20 protein-coding genes, 1 tRNA gene and 1 pseudogene are annotated in these 16,649 nt (G+C 64.5%); 19 read left to right on the top strand and 3 right to left on the bottom strand.

All coding sequences use genetic code 11. From position 1 onward, the window contains the following. Positions 1 to 562 precede the first annotated feature (562 nt). Entirely contained in the window at positions 563 to 1,423 is an 861-nt protein-coding gene (locus ACWDZ7_RS05260; RefSeq protein ID WP_451794979.1) for a DUF6551 family protein, read from the top strand. Positions 1,424 to 1,575: 152 nt separating this feature from the next. Here the strand turns inward: ACWDZ7_RS05260 and ACWDZ7_RS05255 are convergent, their stop codons facing one another. After that, the gene (locus tag ACWDZ7_RS05255) at positions 1,576 to 3,396 is read right to left on the bottom strand and encodes a DUF262 domain-containing protein (RefSeq protein WP_451794977.1); all 1,821 of its coding nucleotides are present in this window, start codon (positions 3,394 to 3,396) and stop codon (positions 1,576 to 1,578) included. A 991-nt stretch (positions 3,397 to 4,387) separates the two neighbouring features. On the opposite strand from ACWDZ7_RS05255, the pseudogene ACWDZ7_RS05250 reads away from it, so the two are divergent. Both ACWDZ7_RS05250 and ACWDZ7_RS05245 read left to right on the top strand, forming a co-directional pair. Continuing rightward, a pseudogene (locus ACWDZ7_RS05250) lies at positions 4,388 to 5,259 on the top strand (nuclease-related domain-containing protein). A gap of 116 nt (positions 5,260 to 5,375) precedes the next feature. Further along, a complete protein-coding gene (locus ACWDZ7_RS05245) occupies positions 5,376 to 6,146 on the top strand; it encodes an NUDIX domain-containing protein (RefSeq protein WP_451794975.1) in 771 nt (256 codons plus the stop codon). A gap of 4 nt (positions 6,147 to 6,150) precedes the next feature. On the opposite strand, the gene ACWDZ7_RS05240 is transcribed toward ACWDZ7_RS05245, so the two are convergent. After that, positions 6,151 to 7,227: an XRE family transcriptional regulator gene (locus ACWDZ7_RS05240; RefSeq protein WP_451795365.1), complete on the bottom strand. Its 1,077-nt coding sequence runs from the start codon at positions 7,225 to 7,227 to the stop codon at positions 6,151 to 6,153. A gap of 396 nt (positions 7,228 to 7,623) precedes the next feature. Here ACWDZ7_RS05240 and ACWDZ7_RS05235 point away from each other — a divergent pair, with 396 nt between their 5' ends. The 15 genes from ACWDZ7_RS05235 (at position 7,624) to ACWDZ7_RS05165 (ending at position 15,404) form a co-directional block, all read left to right on the top strand. Then, positions 7,624 to 7,983, top strand: coding sequence for an SCO3933 family regulatory protein (locus tag ACWDZ7_RS05235; RefSeq protein WP_451794974.1), 360 nt, complete (start codon positions 7,624 to 7,626; stop codon positions 7,981 to 7,983). A 2-nt stretch (positions 7,984 to 7,985) separates the two neighbouring features. Continuing rightward, positions 7,986 to 9,329 carry an FtsK/SpoIIIE domain-containing protein gene (locus ACWDZ7_RS05230; protein WP_451794973.1) on the top strand — a complete coding sequence of 448 codons (1,344 nt, stop codon included), beginning with the start codon at positions 7,986 to 7,988 and terminating at the stop codon, positions 9,327 to 9,329. A gap of 80 nt (positions 9,330 to 9,409) precedes the next feature. Beyond that, entirely contained in the window at positions 9,410 to 9,562 is a 153-nt protein-coding gene (locus ACWDZ7_RS05225) for a hypothetical protein (protein ID WP_451794972.1), read from the top strand. Further along, positions 9,550 to 9,774 (top strand): hypothetical protein, encoded by a 225-nt coding sequence (locus ACWDZ7_RS05220; RefSeq protein ID WP_451794970.1) that lies wholly within the window; start codon positions 9,550 to 9,552, stop codon positions 9,772 to 9,774. The genes ACWDZ7_RS05225 and ACWDZ7_RS05220 overlap by 13 nt, the downstream gene beginning before the upstream one ends. A gap of 2 nt (positions 9,775 to 9,776) precedes the next feature. Further along, positions 9,777 to 9,950: a hypothetical protein gene (locus tag ACWDZ7_RS05215; protein WP_451794968.1), complete on the top strand. Its 174-nt coding sequence runs from the start codon at positions 9,777 to 9,779 to the stop codon at positions 9,948 to 9,950. A gap of 77 nt (positions 9,951 to 10,027) precedes the next feature. Next, entirely contained in the window at positions 10,028 to 10,681 is a 654-nt protein-coding gene (locus tag ACWDZ7_RS05210; protein ID WP_451794966.1) for a DUF2637 domain-containing protein, read from the top strand. Between the two features lie 20 nt (positions 10,682 to 10,701). Continuing rightward, positions 10,702 to 10,896, top strand: a complete 195-nt coding sequence (locus tag ACWDZ7_RS05205; protein ID WP_451794964.1) for a mobile element transfer protein — start codon at positions 10,702 to 10,704, stop codon at positions 10,894 to 10,896. Positions 10,897 to 10,913: 17 nt separating this feature from the next. After that, complete coding sequence (locus ACWDZ7_RS05200; RefSeq protein WP_451794963.1) at positions 10,914 to 11,069, top strand: hypothetical protein; 156 nt, start codon at positions 10,914 to 10,916, stop codon at positions 11,067 to 11,069. 24 nt (positions 11,070 to 11,093) lie between these two features. Then, entirely contained in the window at positions 11,094 to 11,435 is a 342-nt protein-coding gene (locus tag ACWDZ7_RS05195; RefSeq protein ID WP_451795363.1) for a SpdD-like protein, read from the top strand. Between the two features lie 92 nt (positions 11,436 to 11,527). Continuing rightward, positions 11,528 to 11,722: a hypothetical protein gene (locus ACWDZ7_RS05190; RefSeq protein WP_451794961.1), complete on the top strand. Its 195-nt coding sequence runs from the start codon at positions 11,528 to 11,530 to the stop codon at positions 11,720 to 11,722. Further along, a complete protein-coding gene (locus ACWDZ7_RS05185; RefSeq protein WP_451794960.1) occupies positions 11,719 to 12,171 on the top strand; it encodes a Pycsar system effector family protein in 453 nt (150 codons plus the stop codon). Before ACWDZ7_RS05190 ends, ACWDZ7_RS05185 begins: the two co-directional genes overlap by 4 nt. Continuing rightward, positions 12,168 to 12,377 carry a hypothetical protein gene (locus ACWDZ7_RS05180; protein ID WP_451794958.1) on the top strand — a complete coding sequence of 70 codons (210 nt, stop codon included), beginning with the start codon at positions 12,168 to 12,170 and terminating at the stop codon, positions 12,375 to 12,377. Before ACWDZ7_RS05185 ends, ACWDZ7_RS05180 begins: the two co-directional genes overlap by 4 nt. Continuing rightward, positions 12,374 to 13,852: a replication initiator gene (locus tag ACWDZ7_RS05175; protein WP_451794956.1), complete on the top strand. Its 1,479-nt coding sequence runs from the start codon at positions 12,374 to 12,376 to the stop codon at positions 13,850 to 13,852. Before ACWDZ7_RS05180 ends, ACWDZ7_RS05175 begins: the two co-directional genes overlap by 4 nt. An 11-nt stretch (positions 13,853 to 13,863) precedes the next feature. Next, positions 13,864 to 14,034, top strand: coding sequence for a helix-turn-helix transcriptional regulator (locus ACWDZ7_RS05170; protein ID WP_451794955.1), 171 nt, complete (start codon positions 13,864 to 13,866; stop codon positions 14,032 to 14,034). Further along, positions 14,031 to 15,404 carry a tyrosine-type recombinase/integrase gene (locus ACWDZ7_RS05165; RefSeq protein ID WP_451794954.1) on the top strand — a complete coding sequence of 458 codons (1,374 nt, stop codon included), beginning with the start codon at positions 14,031 to 14,033 and terminating at the stop codon, positions 15,402 to 15,404. The genes ACWDZ7_RS05170 and ACWDZ7_RS05165 overlap by 4 nt, the downstream gene beginning before the upstream one ends. Positions 15,405 to 15,635: 231 nt before the next feature. On the opposite strand, the gene ACWDZ7_RS05160 is transcribed toward ACWDZ7_RS05165, so the two are convergent. After that, a tRNA-Arg gene (locus tag ACWDZ7_RS05160) sits at positions 15,636 to 15,707 on the bottom strand. A 213-nt stretch (positions 15,708 to 15,920) separates the two neighbouring features. Here ACWDZ7_RS05160 and ACWDZ7_RS05155 point away from each other — a divergent pair. After that, the gene (locus ACWDZ7_RS05155) at positions 15,921 to 16,466 is read left to right on the top strand and encodes a response regulator (RefSeq protein WP_451794952.1); all 546 of its coding nucleotides are present in this window, start codon (positions 15,921 to 15,923) and stop codon (positions 16,464 to 16,466) included. The last annotated feature ends 183 nt before the right edge of the window (positions 16,467 to 16,649 follow it).

Raw genomic sequence — 16,649 nt, 5'->3', positions numbered from 1 at the left:
CATGCGCCATGGGCACCGGGGTCATGCGCCTTGAGTGGGGAGATGCAGAGTTGCGCCGCGGCGACCGCCACCTCCTCTGGCACAACCATGAACCTCTCGACTTACCTGACACTCGGCGATCAGCCTGATCCGTGCCCAGTGGCCACCAGCCGCAGGCGCTTAGAAGGCGCTGGGTGTGATCGCTGCCGCATCACTTTTGACCTGGTGTTCCTGGAGGCCTGAACGCAAGAGTTCGGCGTCGTCGACATGTATTCGACAGAGGTGGCTGCGAACCTGGCACGGGTCTGGCACGGCTCAAGTTGGTGAGGCAGTTGATCCACTAGTAGGGATCACACCAGCACGCGCGTAGGACGAGTTGGTTTCACGACCTAGCGCTAGCGGGCATGACTGAAGATCCCCCTCAACGTAGGTAGTCGTTCCAGCAGGTAAAACGACAATTCTTCGCAGTCGCCTACCGTTTGCCCGCTAACCTGAACGACACTAAGTCGCCGTCTCCCGCATACGGGAGCTGACATGTGTCGCCGTCACCCCCGGTGGGGTGCTGACACGTGAGGGGAAGCCGATGTCCGGCAAGGACTACAGCTATGCCATCCCGGACCACCCGATCGAGTACGCCCCGGTCGATCCGACGTCTATCAAGTTCGATTCTCGCGCTCAGCGCAACCTCAACAAGCCGCGCGCTCGGGTTATAGGCGAGAACCTAGTGCCCACGGCGCTTGGGACACCAATCCTCTCTCAGCGTGAGGACGGGTATCAGTACGCGGTCGACGGCATGCACCGTGTGTACGCCTGCCAGCTCATCCTGGCCGGGGAGGTCAAGGTCTCGGAGCAGGTCCGCGAGGCGATCCGGACCATCCACTGTGAGATCCACCTTGGCCTGTCGATGGCAAACGAGGCGTCCCTGTTCATCATCAAGAACAAGGAGTCCTCGAAGGTCGGTGCGAACGACGAGTTCAGGATCGGCGTGTTGGCCGGGCACCCGCTTTTCGTGGACACCAACGTCGTGTTGGAGAAGCACCAACTCAAGGTTGGTAGCCGCAGCGCTAACGGGGTTAGAGGCATCAAGGGAATCCTCAGTGTTGTCGAAGACCACGGCCCCGAAGTTCTGGATCAATCGCTCGCCATCGCCGAGGAAGCTTGGGGTCGAGGCCCTGACACCTGGCACTCCGTCACCATCGGCGGAATTGCGACAGTGATCTCCAAGCACCCCGAGGTGGTTAAGCACAAGGAGTTGGCTCTACGGCTCGGGCGCCAGGGGGGACCCCTCGTCTTTAAGAGCAAGATTCAGACCATCGCCACCAACGACAACACTCGGGCTGATGGCACGAAGGGGCGGCTCAAAGCTGCGCACTTGGCGGTTGCTTCCGTATGGAACGCGAGGCGCAGCGTTAATAAGATCCCCGTGCCGAACATCTTCGAGTAGCTTCGGCTGGCGCCGTGCCCCGCTCCTTTTTAAGGCGCGGGGCACGTGAGATGGCAAAGGGCCAGCCCGAGAGAATCCGCCCCTAAACTGGCCCTTAGTCGTGTGCAGCCGGCAGGATCAAAACTGCGACTGGCTTTTAGATAGTGCTGAGTTTACAGGCTCCAAACGCGGTTCAGTGCGTCGTCCGCCAGGAAACGCGACCTCGCTTGAATCTGAACGTCAGAAGGAAAATTCGTGGTGTTTGTTTCCCACGTGGCGAGTTCTGAATCGAAATACGCCCTCCCCTTCTTGAACTCCTCAATCTTGGACGCCAACGGGGCGTCCCCAAGGGAGCTGTTGAGGCGATTGGTGAGCAGCGTCAGATTACCGATCGAGTAGACCGGATCGCGAGAGCCCAACGAAGCCGTTGATTGCGGCTTGATGTGCTCAATCGACCACGTCGCAAGGTTTTGGCCCGCTGGTAGCAAGCCTTTCAACTTCGCGAACGACATCAGTACGTAAGCGATGAAAATCTTGCGAGATCGGAGTTTCTGGGGCTGAGTGAGCTGAAGTGAGGGCGCATAGAACAAAGAGCAGAACGCTTGGTGAGCTCTTGCGCGATCGGGCAGACTTACGCGAAGTTTATCTTTCAAGTCCTCGATGGCCAATGCCACGTCGCCGGCGGACGTAGCACCCTCCAACCGAACGGCGAAACGGTTATACCGGGCTCGCGTGCCACCAGTTGAACCGCTATTTGTGAGTGCGGTGTATTGGAAGTGGAAAGATTCAACAAGTCTCAAGACTTCAATTACCTGAGCCTGCTTGATCAATTTTGTTTCCTGGAACTTGCGGGCCACAGCGATGACTGTAGAGTTGGCTACAGAAACATTGAAGATCGCGAGTGCACGAACGCTGTCAACAAATTCTGGGACCGCGAAGGCGTTGCGTGAACCAGCGGTTTTCCGCTGAACCTGTACATGCTCAGCCTCTAGCCACTCATAGGTTTCCGCATCACGTTCGAGTTCCTGTAGATAGGAGAGGTGTGCAGCCGGGGTGGCACCCACCATGCGACTGATCTCCTTGAACAGTTCAGGCTCCTTCACTGCCTCACGTCGCGAGTTCCACGACTGCCAAATGAATCTATCGACAACATCCGCGCTCACACGACCCTCCTGAACACGATCGACGAGTCGGTCCCAACGATCCGCGACCGCTTGGCGATCGGCAGCGTCTGAAGCACCTCCGCGGATCAGGAGGTTCTTAACGAGGTCTGAAAGCCGCAAGTCTGCCCCACGCGTATTCAACGTCTCGAAGACCAGAAAGCCGTCTTCCTCTGACGCCAACTCAACCTGGATCACGCGGGCCTTCAATGCGTTTGACCGAATCGACTTAAGACGCTCGACCTGCCCATCTGGCGGCAAGTCCTTGACGGCGGCGAGAACCTTCACCTCAAAGAATGCTCGCGCCTCTCCGATCCTCTCGGCGCTCCCATTCCACTTTACACCTGAGGGAATGGCATTAGGATTCTGGATCACTTCGTAGAACATCTTCTCAGGTCTCTGCAAAACGGGGTGACTATTCCCGTCATCATCCTTGGCCATCAAATACTTCTGGGTGGTATCCGCCTGGCTTTCAGCCACCTTGGGATCAAAATCGTCGACATCGTCGTATTTAGTAGTCACTTCAATAAATGCGTCACGAACAACGGATAGAAGGATTGCGCTAGTAGTGAGCCTCTGTTGGCCGTCGATGATTGAGTACGTGTCGTTGAATAGATCTCTCTTTTCGCTGACCCAAGTCACCGTGGAACCGAAGAAGAAATCCCCCTTCGCCAAGATGACGTCGTCCCAAAAATCGATGAGCTGCTCTTGCGACCAGCTGTAAGGCCGCTGGAAATTAGGAACCTCGTATAGGCACTGTTGGAAACAATTCTGTATGGTCTTTGTTTGGCTCTCGATTGGAATCAGCTCGTTGTTCGAAACCGCCTCGGCCATCCCCGACTCCCGTACCTCGTCACGAATTACGTAGACGTCGACAGTAGCGCAATCCTAAGGACCCGCGCATGGGTTTGGACGATAGCTCAACCCGAACAGCGTGCCGAGCGGGTAGGCGTGGTCAGGAGCGGCATGGTTGCTCCGCTGGTGACGAGCATTCGTTCCGTGAATTCGTCAAGGGGGTGGGACGCAGCAGCGCCCGGCACACTAGCGGATGGGATCGACAAAGGTCGGTGGAGCGGCTTTGGACTGGAGCTGCTTTGGGGCGAGTGATCATGGCCCCTTAAGCTTCCGGCAAGTCGGGCGGTCTGTGGACCTGCCCGTTAAAGCACGACGTTGGGGCCATGATCTTCGAGGCTCGCCCCAAAGTGGCTGTCTAAAGCCGCGGAGCCGACCGTCCCAGCCACGGGGCCACGACCCAGGTAGCGGTTTTGCCCGCCGGGTACCGCCACCGCGATCCGGCCTCTTCGGTAACACAAAGCTCTATGTGGCCTGCTGTGCGGCAATCCCCTGTGCCCCTATGGCCCGGTGCTGGGTCTCTGGCCCCTGGGGTGGGCGACGGACGGGCGACGGCGCGCAGCTGGTGGCGTAGACATGGAAGCGGCGGGGCGGCGGTCGGCCGGCGCCCTGCCCCCTTGTCGGGGGCCCTCGCTTCCTTGGATTGATCCCCTTTCGGGGACGGCTCGGGCCTGGTGGTCTTGATGGGGGTGTTCATCGGCGTGCGCTTCCTCGGCCCTACGGATCTTGCTTGGTTCTTCTTCCCTCCCCTAGGCCGGATCGCGGTGGCGGTACCCGGAGGGCTCCTCCCGCATCACGGGGTACGAAAGCCCTGGGCAAGGGGTGGTTGAAGCTCGCGGCTGACTCTGGCGGCCGCGAGCGCAGCGAGCCTTGATTAAGTAGGGAAACTCTGTCCGCGACGTTCGGCGGTCTTGCCGCGAGGGTGGTCCGCTGCTGCCATGTCAGTGGGAAAGCTACTGGCGTGGGGGCAGGCATGAGTGATCTCAAGATCGTTCATTGGAAGAGGCATGGGCACGATCGGCTCTATGTGAACCTTCCGGACGGTACTGCCGTGGCATGGGCCGATCGGCGTACGGGCAAGGTCACGATCCTGCTTGAGCCCCATCGCCGCGAGGCACTGAAGATGCTGCGGCCTCGACTTGTGCGTGCCGAGGTACCGCCGGTGAAAGTGCCACCACCGCGACGTATACAAGTGGGGCGGGCAGAGATGCCGAGGCTGCCCGAGCTGACACCAGCAAATGACCTTGCGACCAACCCCCTGGCGCTGCGCTGAGGGAGCTGCTCGACGAGAAGGGCCCCACCCTCGGAAAGCGTGCCCTGGACTGGCTGCTGCGGCGTGAGACTGAGTGGGATTCGTGGCGTAAGGGGCTCGCCGGTGAGCGTCGAGTCGGGGGCGAGTTGCAGAGGCTCTCTCGAAACGGTTGGCGTGTACTGCATTCGGTGCCGCTGCCCCGTGATGTGGACATAGACCACCTGATGATCGGCCCCGGCGGGGTGTTCAGCATCAACACCAAGCACCACCATGGCAAGGCCGTGTGGATCGGTGACGAGATGGCGCGCGTTAACCATGGCAGTCCCCAGCCGTACGCGCGTAAGAGCAAGGCGGAGGCTCTTCGTGCCCAGAAGGTGCTGGAGCGCTACGTAGGTTTTCCTGTTCGGGTTGAGCCCGTCATCGTGTTCGTCGGAGTGACAGATCTTGCCAAGGCAGCGACTCAACTCACCGTGCGTGTGTATCGCGAACGGGAGGTGTCTGCCCTCGGACCGCTCAGCGGAGTGCTAGATCCCGGGCAGGTGGAGACGGTGCATTCCGTCGCACGACATCGACTCGCTTGGCTGTCGGCCTGAGGGCTGGTGCAGGAGGGACCGAGCCCGCTGCGATCAGAGCTGTGCGCTGTCAGATCGGGCGGCTACCCTGGTGCGGGTTGACACTCGGACAGAGGATTTAAGGAGTTGCTGCCTGCATGGGGCCGAAGTCGGCGCGGGCTTACCGCACGATTCGTGAGTGGGTCGCGTCGGGGAAGTACGAGCCCGGTGCGAAGCTTCCCTCTGAGCGCACTCTTGAGAAGGAACTGGAGATCGGCCGGACCCAACTTCGCGTCGTACTCGCGAAGCTAGTCGCGGAGGGCGTCATCGAGTCGCACGTCCGTAGCTCCTACAGGGTTCCTGATCACGCCGTGAGCGTCGAACGACCAGAAGACCTCGAATCCTGGCAGATCCATGGCAAGCGCCGGATCTATGACAACCGTTGGGTGAAGCTGGATCTCGTAGACGTCGAGCCGCCCGGCGTTGAGCGCTTTGAGCATCACGTAGTACGGCTGAACCATGTTGCGATCACTGCTGTGATCGATGATCAGGACCGCGTACTCATGCTCTGGCGCTATCGGTTCGTGCCGGACAAATGGGGCTGGGAGCTTCCTGGCGGCATTGTGGATGATGGCGAGGAGCCGCACGCGACCGCAGCGCGAGAGTTCGAGGAAGAGACCGGCTGGCGTCCGAAGTCCTTGGAGCACGTGGTCACCTATCAGCCCATGGTGGGCATGGTCGACTCACCGCATGGGATCTACGTCGGACACGGCGCCACGCATGTCGGTGACCCCACGGATATCGAGGAAGCGGGACACGTTGCCTGGGTGCCACTCTCGGACGTCCCCGCGCTGATGGCTCGGGATGAGCTGATGGGCTCGGGGACGCTGGTCGCTCTACTGCACGTCCTGGCTACCCGCGCCGGCTGAGCGTCTACAACTTCAGCGTGAGTTGTTCAATCCGGCGGCGGTGTCGGACTGATCCCGTGCGGTTGGCCAGCAAGCGAGCGTGCTGTAGGTGCTCCCGTGCTTGGCTGAACTCTCCGCGGGCGAGGTGCGCTTGAGCAAGATCGCAACGTAGACCGGAAGTCGCGCGTACGAATGTCGGATCAGTTGTCCTGAGTCCGGTGTAGAGGCTGTCGAGAGCGTCTTCGTCCCCGATCATGGCGAGGGCGTTGCCTCGCCAACGGGCAAGATGACTGCTGTTTAGGAAGATGCTGAGCATGTCTGGATCTCGGTCTTCGTTCCCAGGTGGAAGGGAGAGGATGGCTCTGTCCAGAGCTCGTTTGCAGTCATCCGGCATGTCGGCCTTGGCGCAGAGCTCGGCTTCGGCAGCGAACAGCCATGCTCGGAGGCGCGGTGAGGCCTGCTCCCCGCCTAACCGCTGGGCTTCTCGCACTAGTTGCACCGCCATCTCAGGGCGGCCGCCATCGCTCAGTACGTACGCCTGCTCTGCCGTGGCGTGGGCTAAGTACATCGGTTCTTCAGCTTCTTGTGCGGCTCTCCTACCCAACTCGTAGTTTCGCCAGGCCCGTTCGATAGAGCCGGCGCTGAGTGCTTGCCAAGCTGCCAGGGTTGCGGCCCCGGCAAGTGCACGTGCGACAGGCCGGCGAGCGTCGGGCAACACGGCAAAGGTCAGGGCATCTTCGAGTGCCGTTAGGTGGCCCGTCATCTGGTCAATGAGGCTCGCGGCCCCCATCTGACGATCAAGGGTGCGCAGTAGCTCGGTTTGATCCATGAACGTCGACACCATCGAGGTGCTGACGCTTCGGGCAGAGTCGATCCGGCTCATCAACTCGGCATATCCGCCGGTCTCGACAGCAGGAGCGTGTATGTCGTGGTGGTCGAAGAGCTCTGCATCTGTGACCCCGAATAGCGGGCGCAAGATGTGGGCGTACCGCTCGCTGACCTGGCGCTTCCCGTTCTCCCACTCGGACACGTAGACGCGCAGGCTTGCCGTTGATGCCACATCGAGAACGTGCTGATGCGCGAATCGCTCGATCTCTCGGATCAAGCGATCTTGCGACCAGCCTCGTTCGTTTCGGATCTTGCGTAGCCGGTTGGACACCTGTACCGCCCTCTACTTGGCGTCGTCACCTGTTAACAGAAAGCATGCCGCACATCGGTGCAGGTCGGCAGGGGTTAACAGGATCTGTGTTAACCCCTGTTGGCTACCGCCAAGTTGAGGATCGCGCTTCTCTTGAGGTGTCGCTAGAAGGCGAGTTCAGAAGCCGAGTAGCGAGAGCCGTTGACAACTGGTGCGCACCAGATGCAACCTGTTGGTGCGCACCAGTTGGGAACGCGAGAGTCCTGTGGAGCTGTCTCAAGCTCCGCTACACAACGCAGGAGCGGCGCCCTACCGCCAAGCAGTCCGCCGCTCCCGCCCCTCAATCAAGGGAGTTCCATAATGCAGCAGATCCCTGTGGACACTGTCGGCGCGACCCTGATGGTCGCTCAGCCTCCTCAGCCGAAGTACGCGAATCAGAAGACGCAGGAGCGTGCGGCCGACCGGCAGACCGGTGAGCTTCTGGTGACCTTGGACGTGCTGTTCGTGGTGAGCGGCAACGCGGAGGTCGTAAAGGTCACTGTGGGCGAGTCGGCTATCTCCGGTGAGCTGGCGATGGGTACGCCCGTCGCGTTGACTGGCCTGGTGGCGCGGCCGTGGGAGAACGAGTTCAACGGCCAGAAGCGGCACGGCATCAGCTTCCGTGCGGTCGCGGTCACCGCGCAGACGGTCGGCGCTGCGAAGCCCGTGAAGGCGGCCTGATCATGGTGTGGTTAACGATCGCCCTGGCGGTTGTTGTCGGGCTGGCGCTGCTGCTTCGGTGGCGCCGCCCCGCCTGGTACTGGATGACCTTCGGCATCGTCTTCGCCGCGGTCAAGGTCCGTCTCCGGTACGCGTCCGTAATGGATGCCTGCGACCTGACCGAGCCGGCCTCACGGTGGCGGCTGGCTCTGGCTCGCATGTTCAACTGGCAGACGCCCCGCCAACGGGTCCCGCACCTGTTGTGGATGAAGCCGACGCGGACCGGTCTGCGGTTGCGGATTCGGATGCTGCCGGGGCAGGACGCCTTCGACTACTCGGCCGCGGTCGACCGGCTGCGGCACGCCTTCGGCGTCCACCAGGTCACCTCACGCGAGATCAAGCCCGGCGTGATGGAAGTCGCCACGACCGGCTATGACGTGCTCAAGCTGGTACAGATGCCGGCCAAGACCGAGCGTCGTGATCTGCGGGTGCCGGTGGCGTTGTGTGAAGACGGCTCGGTGCACTACCGCGACTACAAACAGGTGCCACACTCCGTCACCCTGGGCGCGGTCGGCTCGGGAAAGTCCGTCACCCAACGCAAGGTCATCAAGGAACTCGCCCCACAGCACGTCGCGCTGGTCGGCATCGATTGTAAGCAAGGCGTCGAGATCGCCCCGCTCGCCCGCCGCTTCACCGCACTGGCCGACAACCCGGACGATGCGGCCGACCTCCTGGAAGCCCTCGTCTCCCGCATGGACGCGATCTACCAGGTGATCCGGCGCGAGCAGCGCGTCAGTGCCGACACCCCAGATGGGGAGATCACCGCCAACATCTGGGGCCTGCCCGAAAAGCTGCGGCCGGTACCGGTGGTGGTCACCATCGATGAGATCGCGGAACTGGCTCTGTTCACCACGTCGGCGGAGAAAAAGCGACGTGAGCGCATCATCGTCGCCCTCGTGCGGCTGGCTCAGCTTGGCCGTGCCGCGGGGATCTTCCTGGACATCTACGGCCAGCGCTTCGGCTCCGAACTGGGTGACGGCATCACCATGTTGCGCGCCCAGCTCACCGGCCGGATGGCCCACCGGGTCAACGACGAATCGTCGGCCAAGATGGCCTTCGGGGATGTCTCCCCGCACGCGGTGTTCGCCGCCACACAGATCTCCAATGATCGCCCCGGTATGGCCGTGATCGGCCACTCCAACGGTGAATGGACCCACATCCGCACCCCGCACACCTCGATGCGCGAGGCCGTGAGCGCCTGCAACAAGCACGCCGGCCTCACCCCAGACATCCCGGAACTGGCCCGCTTCCGTCCCATGGTTGATCTCGCGCCCGTCGAGGCGCCCGCGGTGGCCACAGCCGCCTGAACCACCCCTCTGCTCCACGGTCGGCGTGACCGCTTCGCGCCAGGTCCTTACCCGACCATGCCTGAAATGGAGTGATCGTGATGACGATCCCGTTCCCGGAGCGCTCCCCGGAACCCGGACAGGTCGACCCGTTGGAGTCCGCCCTGATCTCCGCGTGGAACAACTCGCCGGACGTCATGGACGACTACCGCGATGACGAGCCGCAGGACACCGACTCGGAATGGGGATGGTGACCGGCATGTGCCCGCGTTGCGAGGACATCGCCCGCACGATCGTGATGCTCGGCGATCTGGCCCTGTACAGCGACGGCTTCGGCGCTGACCAGGACTTCGTCGACACGGTGGGCCCGTGTCTGGCCGCTTCCCTGCCCGCACCTCAGCCCGGATTCCTGCCGCCCGGCTACGACCCCACCGACGCGCCTGAGTACCCCGGTGAGGGGTGGTGAGCGTGGCCGCGAAGAAGCGCGCTCCTGCCAAGCCGGCGGCGAAGGAATGCCCGACCTGCAAGGGCACCGGGGAAGTTGCCCGCCCGGTTCGCGTCGGCCGCAAGCGCCGTGTCGTCGGTGAACAGAACGGCATGTGCCTGGGCTGCCTGGGGTCTGGCGAAGCACCCACCGACTGATCACCGCCGGGACCGGGCGGCCGGACTAGATCCCCGCCCCGTCCCGGCCCAATTCCCCTAGAAGGAGGTGAAGCGACATGAACAGTCCGATCCGACCGGATGCCGTCTTGGTCCAAGCCGTGATCGCCGGTGCGCTGTCCTTCGCCCACCTGCACGACCTCGCTGCCGCGGCCGGACAGACCGGTTGGAAGGCCTGGGCCTATCCCATCTCCGTCGACCTGCTGCTCGTGGCCGCATGGCGCCGGCTCCGCAGTGACGGACCGTCCCGGCTGGCCTGGTGCTGGTTCTTGATCGCCCTGATCGCCTCGCTCGGCGCCAACGTCGCCACCGCTGGCTTCCTCGACCTGGCCCACCCTCCGGGCTGGCTGCGCTTCGGGGTGGCCGGCTGGCCCGCGCTCGCCTTCCTCGGCGGCACCCTCCTCGCCCACAGCCATGCCCCGGACCTGGCATCCGACGAGCCGGCACCGGAACCGACTTCCGTCACCGCGACGCGGGACCCCGAGCCTGCCCCGGAGCCCGAACCCCTCCCCGCTGTGGAACCCGCCGCGGCTGTGCCTGAGACGGCTCCCGTGCCCGCTGTGGAGGCTCCGGCGGCACTGGTGACACATGCTCGTCGACTCGCGGACGACCACCAGGCCCGCACCGGCACTCCGATCGATCTCGACACCCTGCGCGCTCGCCTCGGAGTCCCTGCGCCGATGGCGGATGCGATCGCCGCTCAACTCACCTGATCAGGAAGGAAGGACACGTCATGCCGCACGGATTTCTGTTCCAGCGCCTCATGGCCTACGGCCCCGTAGAGGTCGGCCGCGGTCTCGGCAGGGACGGCGACAAGGGCTACATCGCTACCTGCACCACCGACCGGTGCGGCTGGTCGGCCGACTTCAACACCTACTCCGCGGTGTGCATGGCCGCCAAGGGCCACCGCTGCCGCATCCGCACCTGACCCGAAAGGAACACGCCGTGTCCATCCCGCTGTGGTTCTTCATCGGCTGTCTGGCCGTGGTCGGCGTCAAGCTCGTCCGCCCACCGCTCTGGCTCGTGATCGTCCTGGTGATCGGCGGCTACATCCTCGCCGACAGCCTGCTCGCCCCCGCCATCGACCCCGCCATCAAGTAACCGCATAGGAAGGGAGTGCAGATCATGTTCAAGCCCCACGTGCCGGTCAACGAGCTTCCGACCGGCGAGATTGTCCCGACCATCACCACCCTGGGAACCGTCGCACCGCAGCACCAAATCAGTGCTCCGTGCGCCTGCACCCCCCACACCCCGGTACCGCAGGCGCCTGCCGCATCCCGGTCAGCGGTGCAGCTCACTCCCGGCGCTCTGGTGACCGTGGTGGTCGGCGGCACCGTGGCCGTGCTCGTGGTCGGCGCCGTGCTCGTCTCGATGCTCCTGGCGGTCGCCATCACCGCCGGCGCGCTCGCCATCGTCGCCCTCGTCATCCGCTCGCTGATGAACGGCGAAGCCAAACACACCCGTTGACCGGCCCCGGAGCGGCCTCAACCGCCAAGTCCAGCCCGCTCCGGTGCCGCGCCTCCCATCCAAACCAACCGATCCGGAAGGAAGACACCATCATGACCCAACCCACCCCTACCCCGGCCCGCATCTGCCGGAACTGCGACGGCTTCGCCTCCGTCAAGGTCACCCTCGGCGGACTCGACCGCCACGGGCACCGTCGCCTGGTCACTGCGCACTGCAAGACCTGCCACGGCACCGGCACCACCCGTGCCCGCCGCTTCGACACTGCGCACTGGGCGGTGGCCGCATGAGCACGCCGGAAAGCCACATAGCCGCTCTGGCCGACGTCCGGGCAGAGATCGCCCGCACCGACACCAAAGCCGGCCTACTCCTGGCGTTCATCGGCGCCGTGCTGGCCGGCGGATGGAGCATCGCCAAGGACGTTCCCTTGAACGTCGCCACCGCCATCGTCGGTGCAACCGGCGTGGTCTTGTTGATCGCCGCAGCCTGCCTGCTGCTCGGCTCGGTCCGCCCGAACCTGGGCGGCCCACACCGTGTCGGCTTCCCGCTCTGGGCGACGCTCACCGCCGACGAGATCGAAACCGAACTGGCCGACTACCGCAGCACGCAGTACATCGCTGCCCTCTCGCGTACCGCGGTCGCCAAGTTCACGGCATTGACGCGGGCAGTCGACTGCGTCCGCATCGGTGGCGCACTCCTCATCACCGCAGCCCTGATCACCATCGGGGGTGCGGCATGAGCGCCACGGCTGATCTGATCCCCACCCCGGAGAGCCCCGGTCTGTACGTCGTCAAGCGTTCGCCGCGCGTGCCCGCCACCGCCTCCTATGTCTGCGGCGGCTGCAAGGACGCTGCCTGCGCTCAGGGGGACGAATACGTCTGGTCCCTGGTGCAGGACTTCACCTACTTCCACGGTCGCGCACACATCCAAGAGGGGCAGCGATGACCCTGACGGACCTCGACACGGCCACTCTCGCCGACATGCTGAAGGTGGCCGGCTCCGACCGCTTCGACCGCTGGCAAGACCAGATCCGCCGCACCGGTGGCTGCTCCGACCCGATCCACCTCACCGGCTGGTCCCTCACCAAGGACCGCGCCACCGGCGAGACCCTGCGGCACTACTCGACCGAGAACGAGCCCGGCGGCCGGCTCCGCATCGCGTGCGGCAACCGCCGTGCCTCCCGCTGCCCGGCCTGTGCCCGGACCTACGCCGGCGACACCTACCACCTCATCCGCGCCGGGCTCGTCGGCGATACCCGGCACGCAATCCCCGCCACCATCCGCCATCGGCCCCGCGTCTTCGCCACCCTCACCGCCCCCTCGTTCGGGCCTGTGCACAACCAACCTGCCCACGGCGCATGCCGCTGCGGCACCGCCCACCGTGACGACGACCCGGCACTTGGCACCCCGCTCGACCCGACCCGGTACGACTACGCGGGTGCGGTGCTCTTCAACAACCACGCCGGCGACCTATGGCACCGCTTCGTCAACCGGCTGCGCCGCGAGATCGCCGCCCGCGTCGGCATCACACAGAAAGCGTTCAAGGAAACCGCCCGGCTCTCCTACGGCAAGGTCGCCGAATTCCAGAAACGCGGAGCCGTCCACTTCCACTCCGTGATCCGCATCGACGGACCCGACGGACCCGACACCCCGCCCCCGGCCTGGGCCAGCACGGAACTCCTCACCCACGCCATCCGCGCAGCCGCCGCCCACCCCTACGTCACCGTGCCCGTCCCGCCTGCCCCGGACACGGCTCGCCTGAACGGCTGGCAACTGCGCTGGGGACAACAGCTCGACATACGGCCGATCAAGGCGTTCGGCGACCGCTCCGAACTCACCGAACAGGCCGTGGCCTCCTACGTCGCCAAGTACGCCATCAAAGCAGCCGAGAACACCGGCGCCGTAGACGCCCCGATCCACTGCCGCAAGTGCCAAGGAACCGGGCACTCCTCCGTGTACGCCCGCCCCGGATCAATCCTCAGCCGCTGCGCGGGATGCCAGGGCACCGGCTTGGCCCAAGACCTCGCCCGCCTAAAGATCTCCGCACACGCCCGGCGTCTTATGACCGCCTGCGTCGACCTTCAGGCGCACTACCCCGAACGTGCCCTGGTGCGATGGGCCCACATGCTTGGCTTCCGCGGACACTTCTCCACCAAATCCCGTCGCTACTCCACCACGCTCGGCACACTGCGACAGATCCGCGCCGACTTCCGCGCTGCCCAGGAACGCGAAGCCCTCGGCCTCGACGGACACGAACCCGACACCACGCTCGTCCTCGCCTCCTGGCAGTACGCCGGCCACGGCCACACCCCCGGTGAATCCGCGCTCGCCGCCTCCATCGCGCGAGATCTCCAGCTGAACCGCGAGACCGCACGCGAAGCGCTACAGGATCAACACGCCGTGGAAGGAGAGCACCAGTGAAAGACGAATTAATGACCGTGGCAGAGATCCTGACCGAGCTGCGGGACGTCTCCCGGCGCACCTTCTACCGGTGGCGGGAGCTTGGGCAGGCACCGACTGCCTTCAAGCTGCCAAACGGTGAACTCCGGGTCTGGCGGAGCGACTACGATGCATGGCTGCGTCAGCTGGAAGAGGCCGCGTGAAATCCCTCGACGTGAAGATCTGGGGTGTTCGCAAGCGAGCCTCGAAACGGCCCTCATACGACGTGCGTTGGTCTGTCGCTGGCAATGTCTTCTCGGAGTCGTTCCGTACGAAGGCGTTGGCTGATCATTACCGGTCCAAGCTCCTGCGTGCTGCCCGAGAAGGTGAGGAGTTCGACGGTGAGACCGGTCTGCCTGGGTCGATGACCACCAAGCAAGCCGTGTTGACCTGGTACGCCTTTGCCTTGCGGTACTTGGCGATGAAGTGGCCGCATACTGCCCCCAACACGCGCGATGGCATGAATGAGGCTCTGACGTCCGTGACTTTGGCCATGCTGGATGACCGCCCGGGGCGCCCCGCTGACGACCTGCTGAGAAGGGCTCTGCGTAATTGGGCGTTCGTCCTGCCCGGTCCCCGAGATCGGGAAGTTCCTATTGATGTCGCCAATGCGCTGCACTGGGTCGCCAAAGCATCCCGTCCCCTGGACTGCCTCGCAGATCCAGTGACCGTCCGTGAGGTTCTTGATTCGTTCAAGATCCTCCTCGATGGCAAGGCCGCTGCCGCGGAGACAGTACGTCGGAAAAGGCGCACGTTCGTCAACGCCCTCCACTACGCCGTGGACTTGGGTGAGTTCCGGGAAAACCCCTTGGCCGCCGTGCGCTGGCAGAAGCCCAAAGTATCCAGTGAGGTAGATCCGCGCGTGGTGGCCAATCCGCAACAGGCGCGCGCTCTGCTCCATGCCGTGTCCTACGTCGGAGGGTTCCGGCGTGCGCGCGGGCGACGCCTGGTCGGACTCTTCGCCTGCATGTACTTCGCCGGCCTTCGTCCCGCGGAAGCTGTCGGCCTCGCCGAATCCGATCTCGTCCTGCCCGGGGATGGCTGGGGCTCCGCTCTCCTGCACCGCACACGCCCGAGCGTTGGCCGGCAGTGGACCGATTCCGGCGAGACCCACGATGACCGCGGGCTCAAGAACCGTGCTGTGGAGGCCGTCCGCCGGGTACCCATCCCGCCGCAGCTCGTGGCCGTGCTCCGCGAGCATCTCGACACCTTCGGCACGGCTGTGGACGGGCGCCTGTTCTACAGCGAGCGTGGGGGAGTGGTGGCCTCCTCGACCTACTGGCGGGCCTGGCAGGAAGCACGGCTGCTTGCCCTCCCGCCGGCCGTGGCCGCCTCGCCGCTGGCTCGTCGTCCGTACGACCTGCGGCACTCCGCACTGTCGACGTGGCTCAACGCCGGCGTCGATCCGACGGAGGTGGCCGAGCGCGCGGGCAACAGCGTTGAGGTCCTGCTCGGTCGCTACGCGAAGTGCCTCGATGGTCGTCTGGAGGTGGCTAACCGCCGCATCGAGGATCTCCTGAGCGAGTACGACTGACTGATCGACCGCGCGCGTCGCTACGCTGGGCCCCTGGACCTGTCCGGGGGCCTTCGTCGTTTGTGGGGACTGACCTGGGGAAACGCCTCAAGATCATGTCCACGAATAGTCCACAGACTCTGACATAGGGCCGCTCAGGGCGGCATACGGCTGCACACGTCCGTAGATACGCGAAGACCCCACCCTCAGCGTTTCCGCTGGTGACGGGGTCTTTGGGCGCCTCCTACAAGGTGCCCCCGGCAGGATTCGAACCTGCGCACACGGCTCCGGAGGCCGTTGCTCTATCCCCTGAGCTACGGGGGCGTATCGTCGCTGGTGGTGCGGCGACGGGTAGAACCCTACCAGCTCTCCTGGCCTCCCCATGAACAGGTATTTCCGTGCTGCCGACCCCGCCGTGGAGGGGACGGGCGCCCCCCGGTGGCCCGGGAGCGGCGGCGGCTCGGTCTGCGTGGGGCGGAAGTGGGGAAAACCGGGACGCGGCGGTGGGCGCGGACCTACTCTCGAGTTGTGTCAGGCATGCCCGGCCGCGTGCTTGTTGTGGACGACAACAAGGTCATTCGGCAACTGATCAGGGTCAACCTCGAGCTGGAGGGCTTCGAGGTGGTGACCGCGGCTGATGGTGCCGAGTGTCTGGATGTCGTGCACCAGGTTCGACCCGACGTGGTCACCCTCGATGTCGTGATGCCCCGTCTCGACGGTCTGCGGACCGCCGCCCGGCTGCGTGCCGACGCGCGGACTCGGGAGCTGCCCATCGTCGTCGTCAGCGCTTGTACGCAGTACGAGGTCGAGAGTGGCCTTGAAGTCGGCGTCGACGCCTTCCTTGCCAAGCCCTTCGAGCCGAGTGAACTTGTCGGGGTTGTGCGGCAGCTGATGGGGCGACAGGGATGTGACGGGGCTGAGGGGCGTGGGGGGAGTGAGGGGCGTCAGGTCGGTCGTGCCGATGCCCATGAGTGCGGGGTGGGGCTCGAACGCAGTCCTCTGCCGAGCGGCCGCCCAGCCGGTGACGGCAGCAGCACCGGCCTCACCGGCGAAGCCGAGCCCGCCGCCCGCTCCAGCGGCTGAACCAGGCCGGCCAAGTCAGCCTGGTCAGTCACTGTCACAGGCCGAGCCCGCCGCCCAGTCCGGCGGCTGAACCGGACGAGCCAGGCCGGTCACTGTCACAGGCCGAGCCCGCCGCCCAGTCCGGCGGCTGAACCGGACGAGCCAGGCCGGTCACTGTCACAGGCCGAGCCCGCCGCCCAGTCC

It is taken from the genome of Streptomyces sp. NPDC003032 (assembly GCF_053591415.1).
The sequence above is the reverse complement of the archived record's forward strand: the minus strand, read 5'-3'. Positions and strand labels throughout refer to the sequence as shown.

Bases quoted from the DNA above. Each gene is read 5' to 3' on its own strand.
- ACWDZ7_RS05255 (WP_451794977.1), bottom strand. From the start codon at position 3,396: ATGGCCGAGGCGGTTTCGAACAACGAGCTGATTCCAATCGAGAGCCAA.
- ACWDZ7_RS05230 (WP_451794973.1), top strand. From the start codon at position 7,986: ATGGTGTGGTTAACGATCGCCCTGGCGGTTGTTGTCGGGCTGGCGCTG.
- ACWDZ7_RS05175 (WP_451794956.1), top strand. From the start codon at position 12,374: ATGACCCTGACGGACCTCGACACGGCCACTCTCGCCGACATGCTGAAG.
- ACWDZ7_RS05155 (WP_451794952.1), top strand. From the start codon at position 15,921: ATGCCCGGCCGCGTGCTTGTTGTGGACGACAACAAGGTCATTCGGCAA.
- ACWDZ7_RS05260 (WP_451794979.1), top strand. From the start codon at position 563: ATGTCCGGCAAGGACTACAGCTATGCCATCCCGGACCACCCGATCGAG.
- ACWDZ7_RS05205 (WP_451794964.1), top strand. From the start codon at position 10,702: ATGCCGCACGGATTTCTGTTCCAGCGCCTCATGGCCTACGGCCCCGTA.
- ACWDZ7_RS05195 (WP_451795363.1), top strand. From the start codon at position 11,094: ATGTTCAAGCCCCACGTGCCGGTCAACGAGCTTCCGACCGGCGAGATT.
- ACWDZ7_RS05170 (WP_451794955.1), top strand. From the start codon at position 13,864: ATGACCGTGGCAGAGATCCTGACCGAGCTGCGGGACGTCTCCCGGCGC.
- ACWDZ7_RS05185 (WP_451794960.1), top strand. From the start codon at position 11,719: ATGAGCACGCCGGAAAGCCACATAGCCGCTCTGGCCGACGTCCGGGCA.
- ACWDZ7_RS05220 (WP_451794970.1), top strand. From the start codon at position 9,550: ATGGGGATGGTGACCGGCATGTGCCCGCGTTGCGAGGACATCGCCCGC.
- ACWDZ7_RS05245 (WP_451794975.1), top strand. From the start codon at position 5,376: ATGGGGCCGAAGTCGGCGCGGGCTTACCGCACGATTCGTGAGTGGGTC.
- ACWDZ7_RS05190 (WP_451794961.1), top strand. From the start codon at position 11,528: ATGACCCAACCCACCCCTACCCCGGCCCGCATCTGCCGGAACTGCGAC.
- ACWDZ7_RS05180 (WP_451794958.1), top strand. From the start codon at position 12,168: ATGAGCGCCACGGCTGATCTGATCCCCACCCCGGAGAGCCCCGGTCTG.
- ACWDZ7_RS05210 (WP_451794966.1), top strand. From the start codon at position 10,028: ATGAACAGTCCGATCCGACCGGATGCCGTCTTGGTCCAAGCCGTGATC.
- ACWDZ7_RS05235 (WP_451794974.1), top strand. From the start codon at position 7,624: ATGCAGCAGATCCCTGTGGACACTGTCGGCGCGACCCTGATGGTCGCT.
- ACWDZ7_RS05225 (WP_451794972.1), top strand. From the start codon at position 9,410: ATGACGATCCCGTTCCCGGAGCGCTCCCCGGAACCCGGACAGGTCGAC.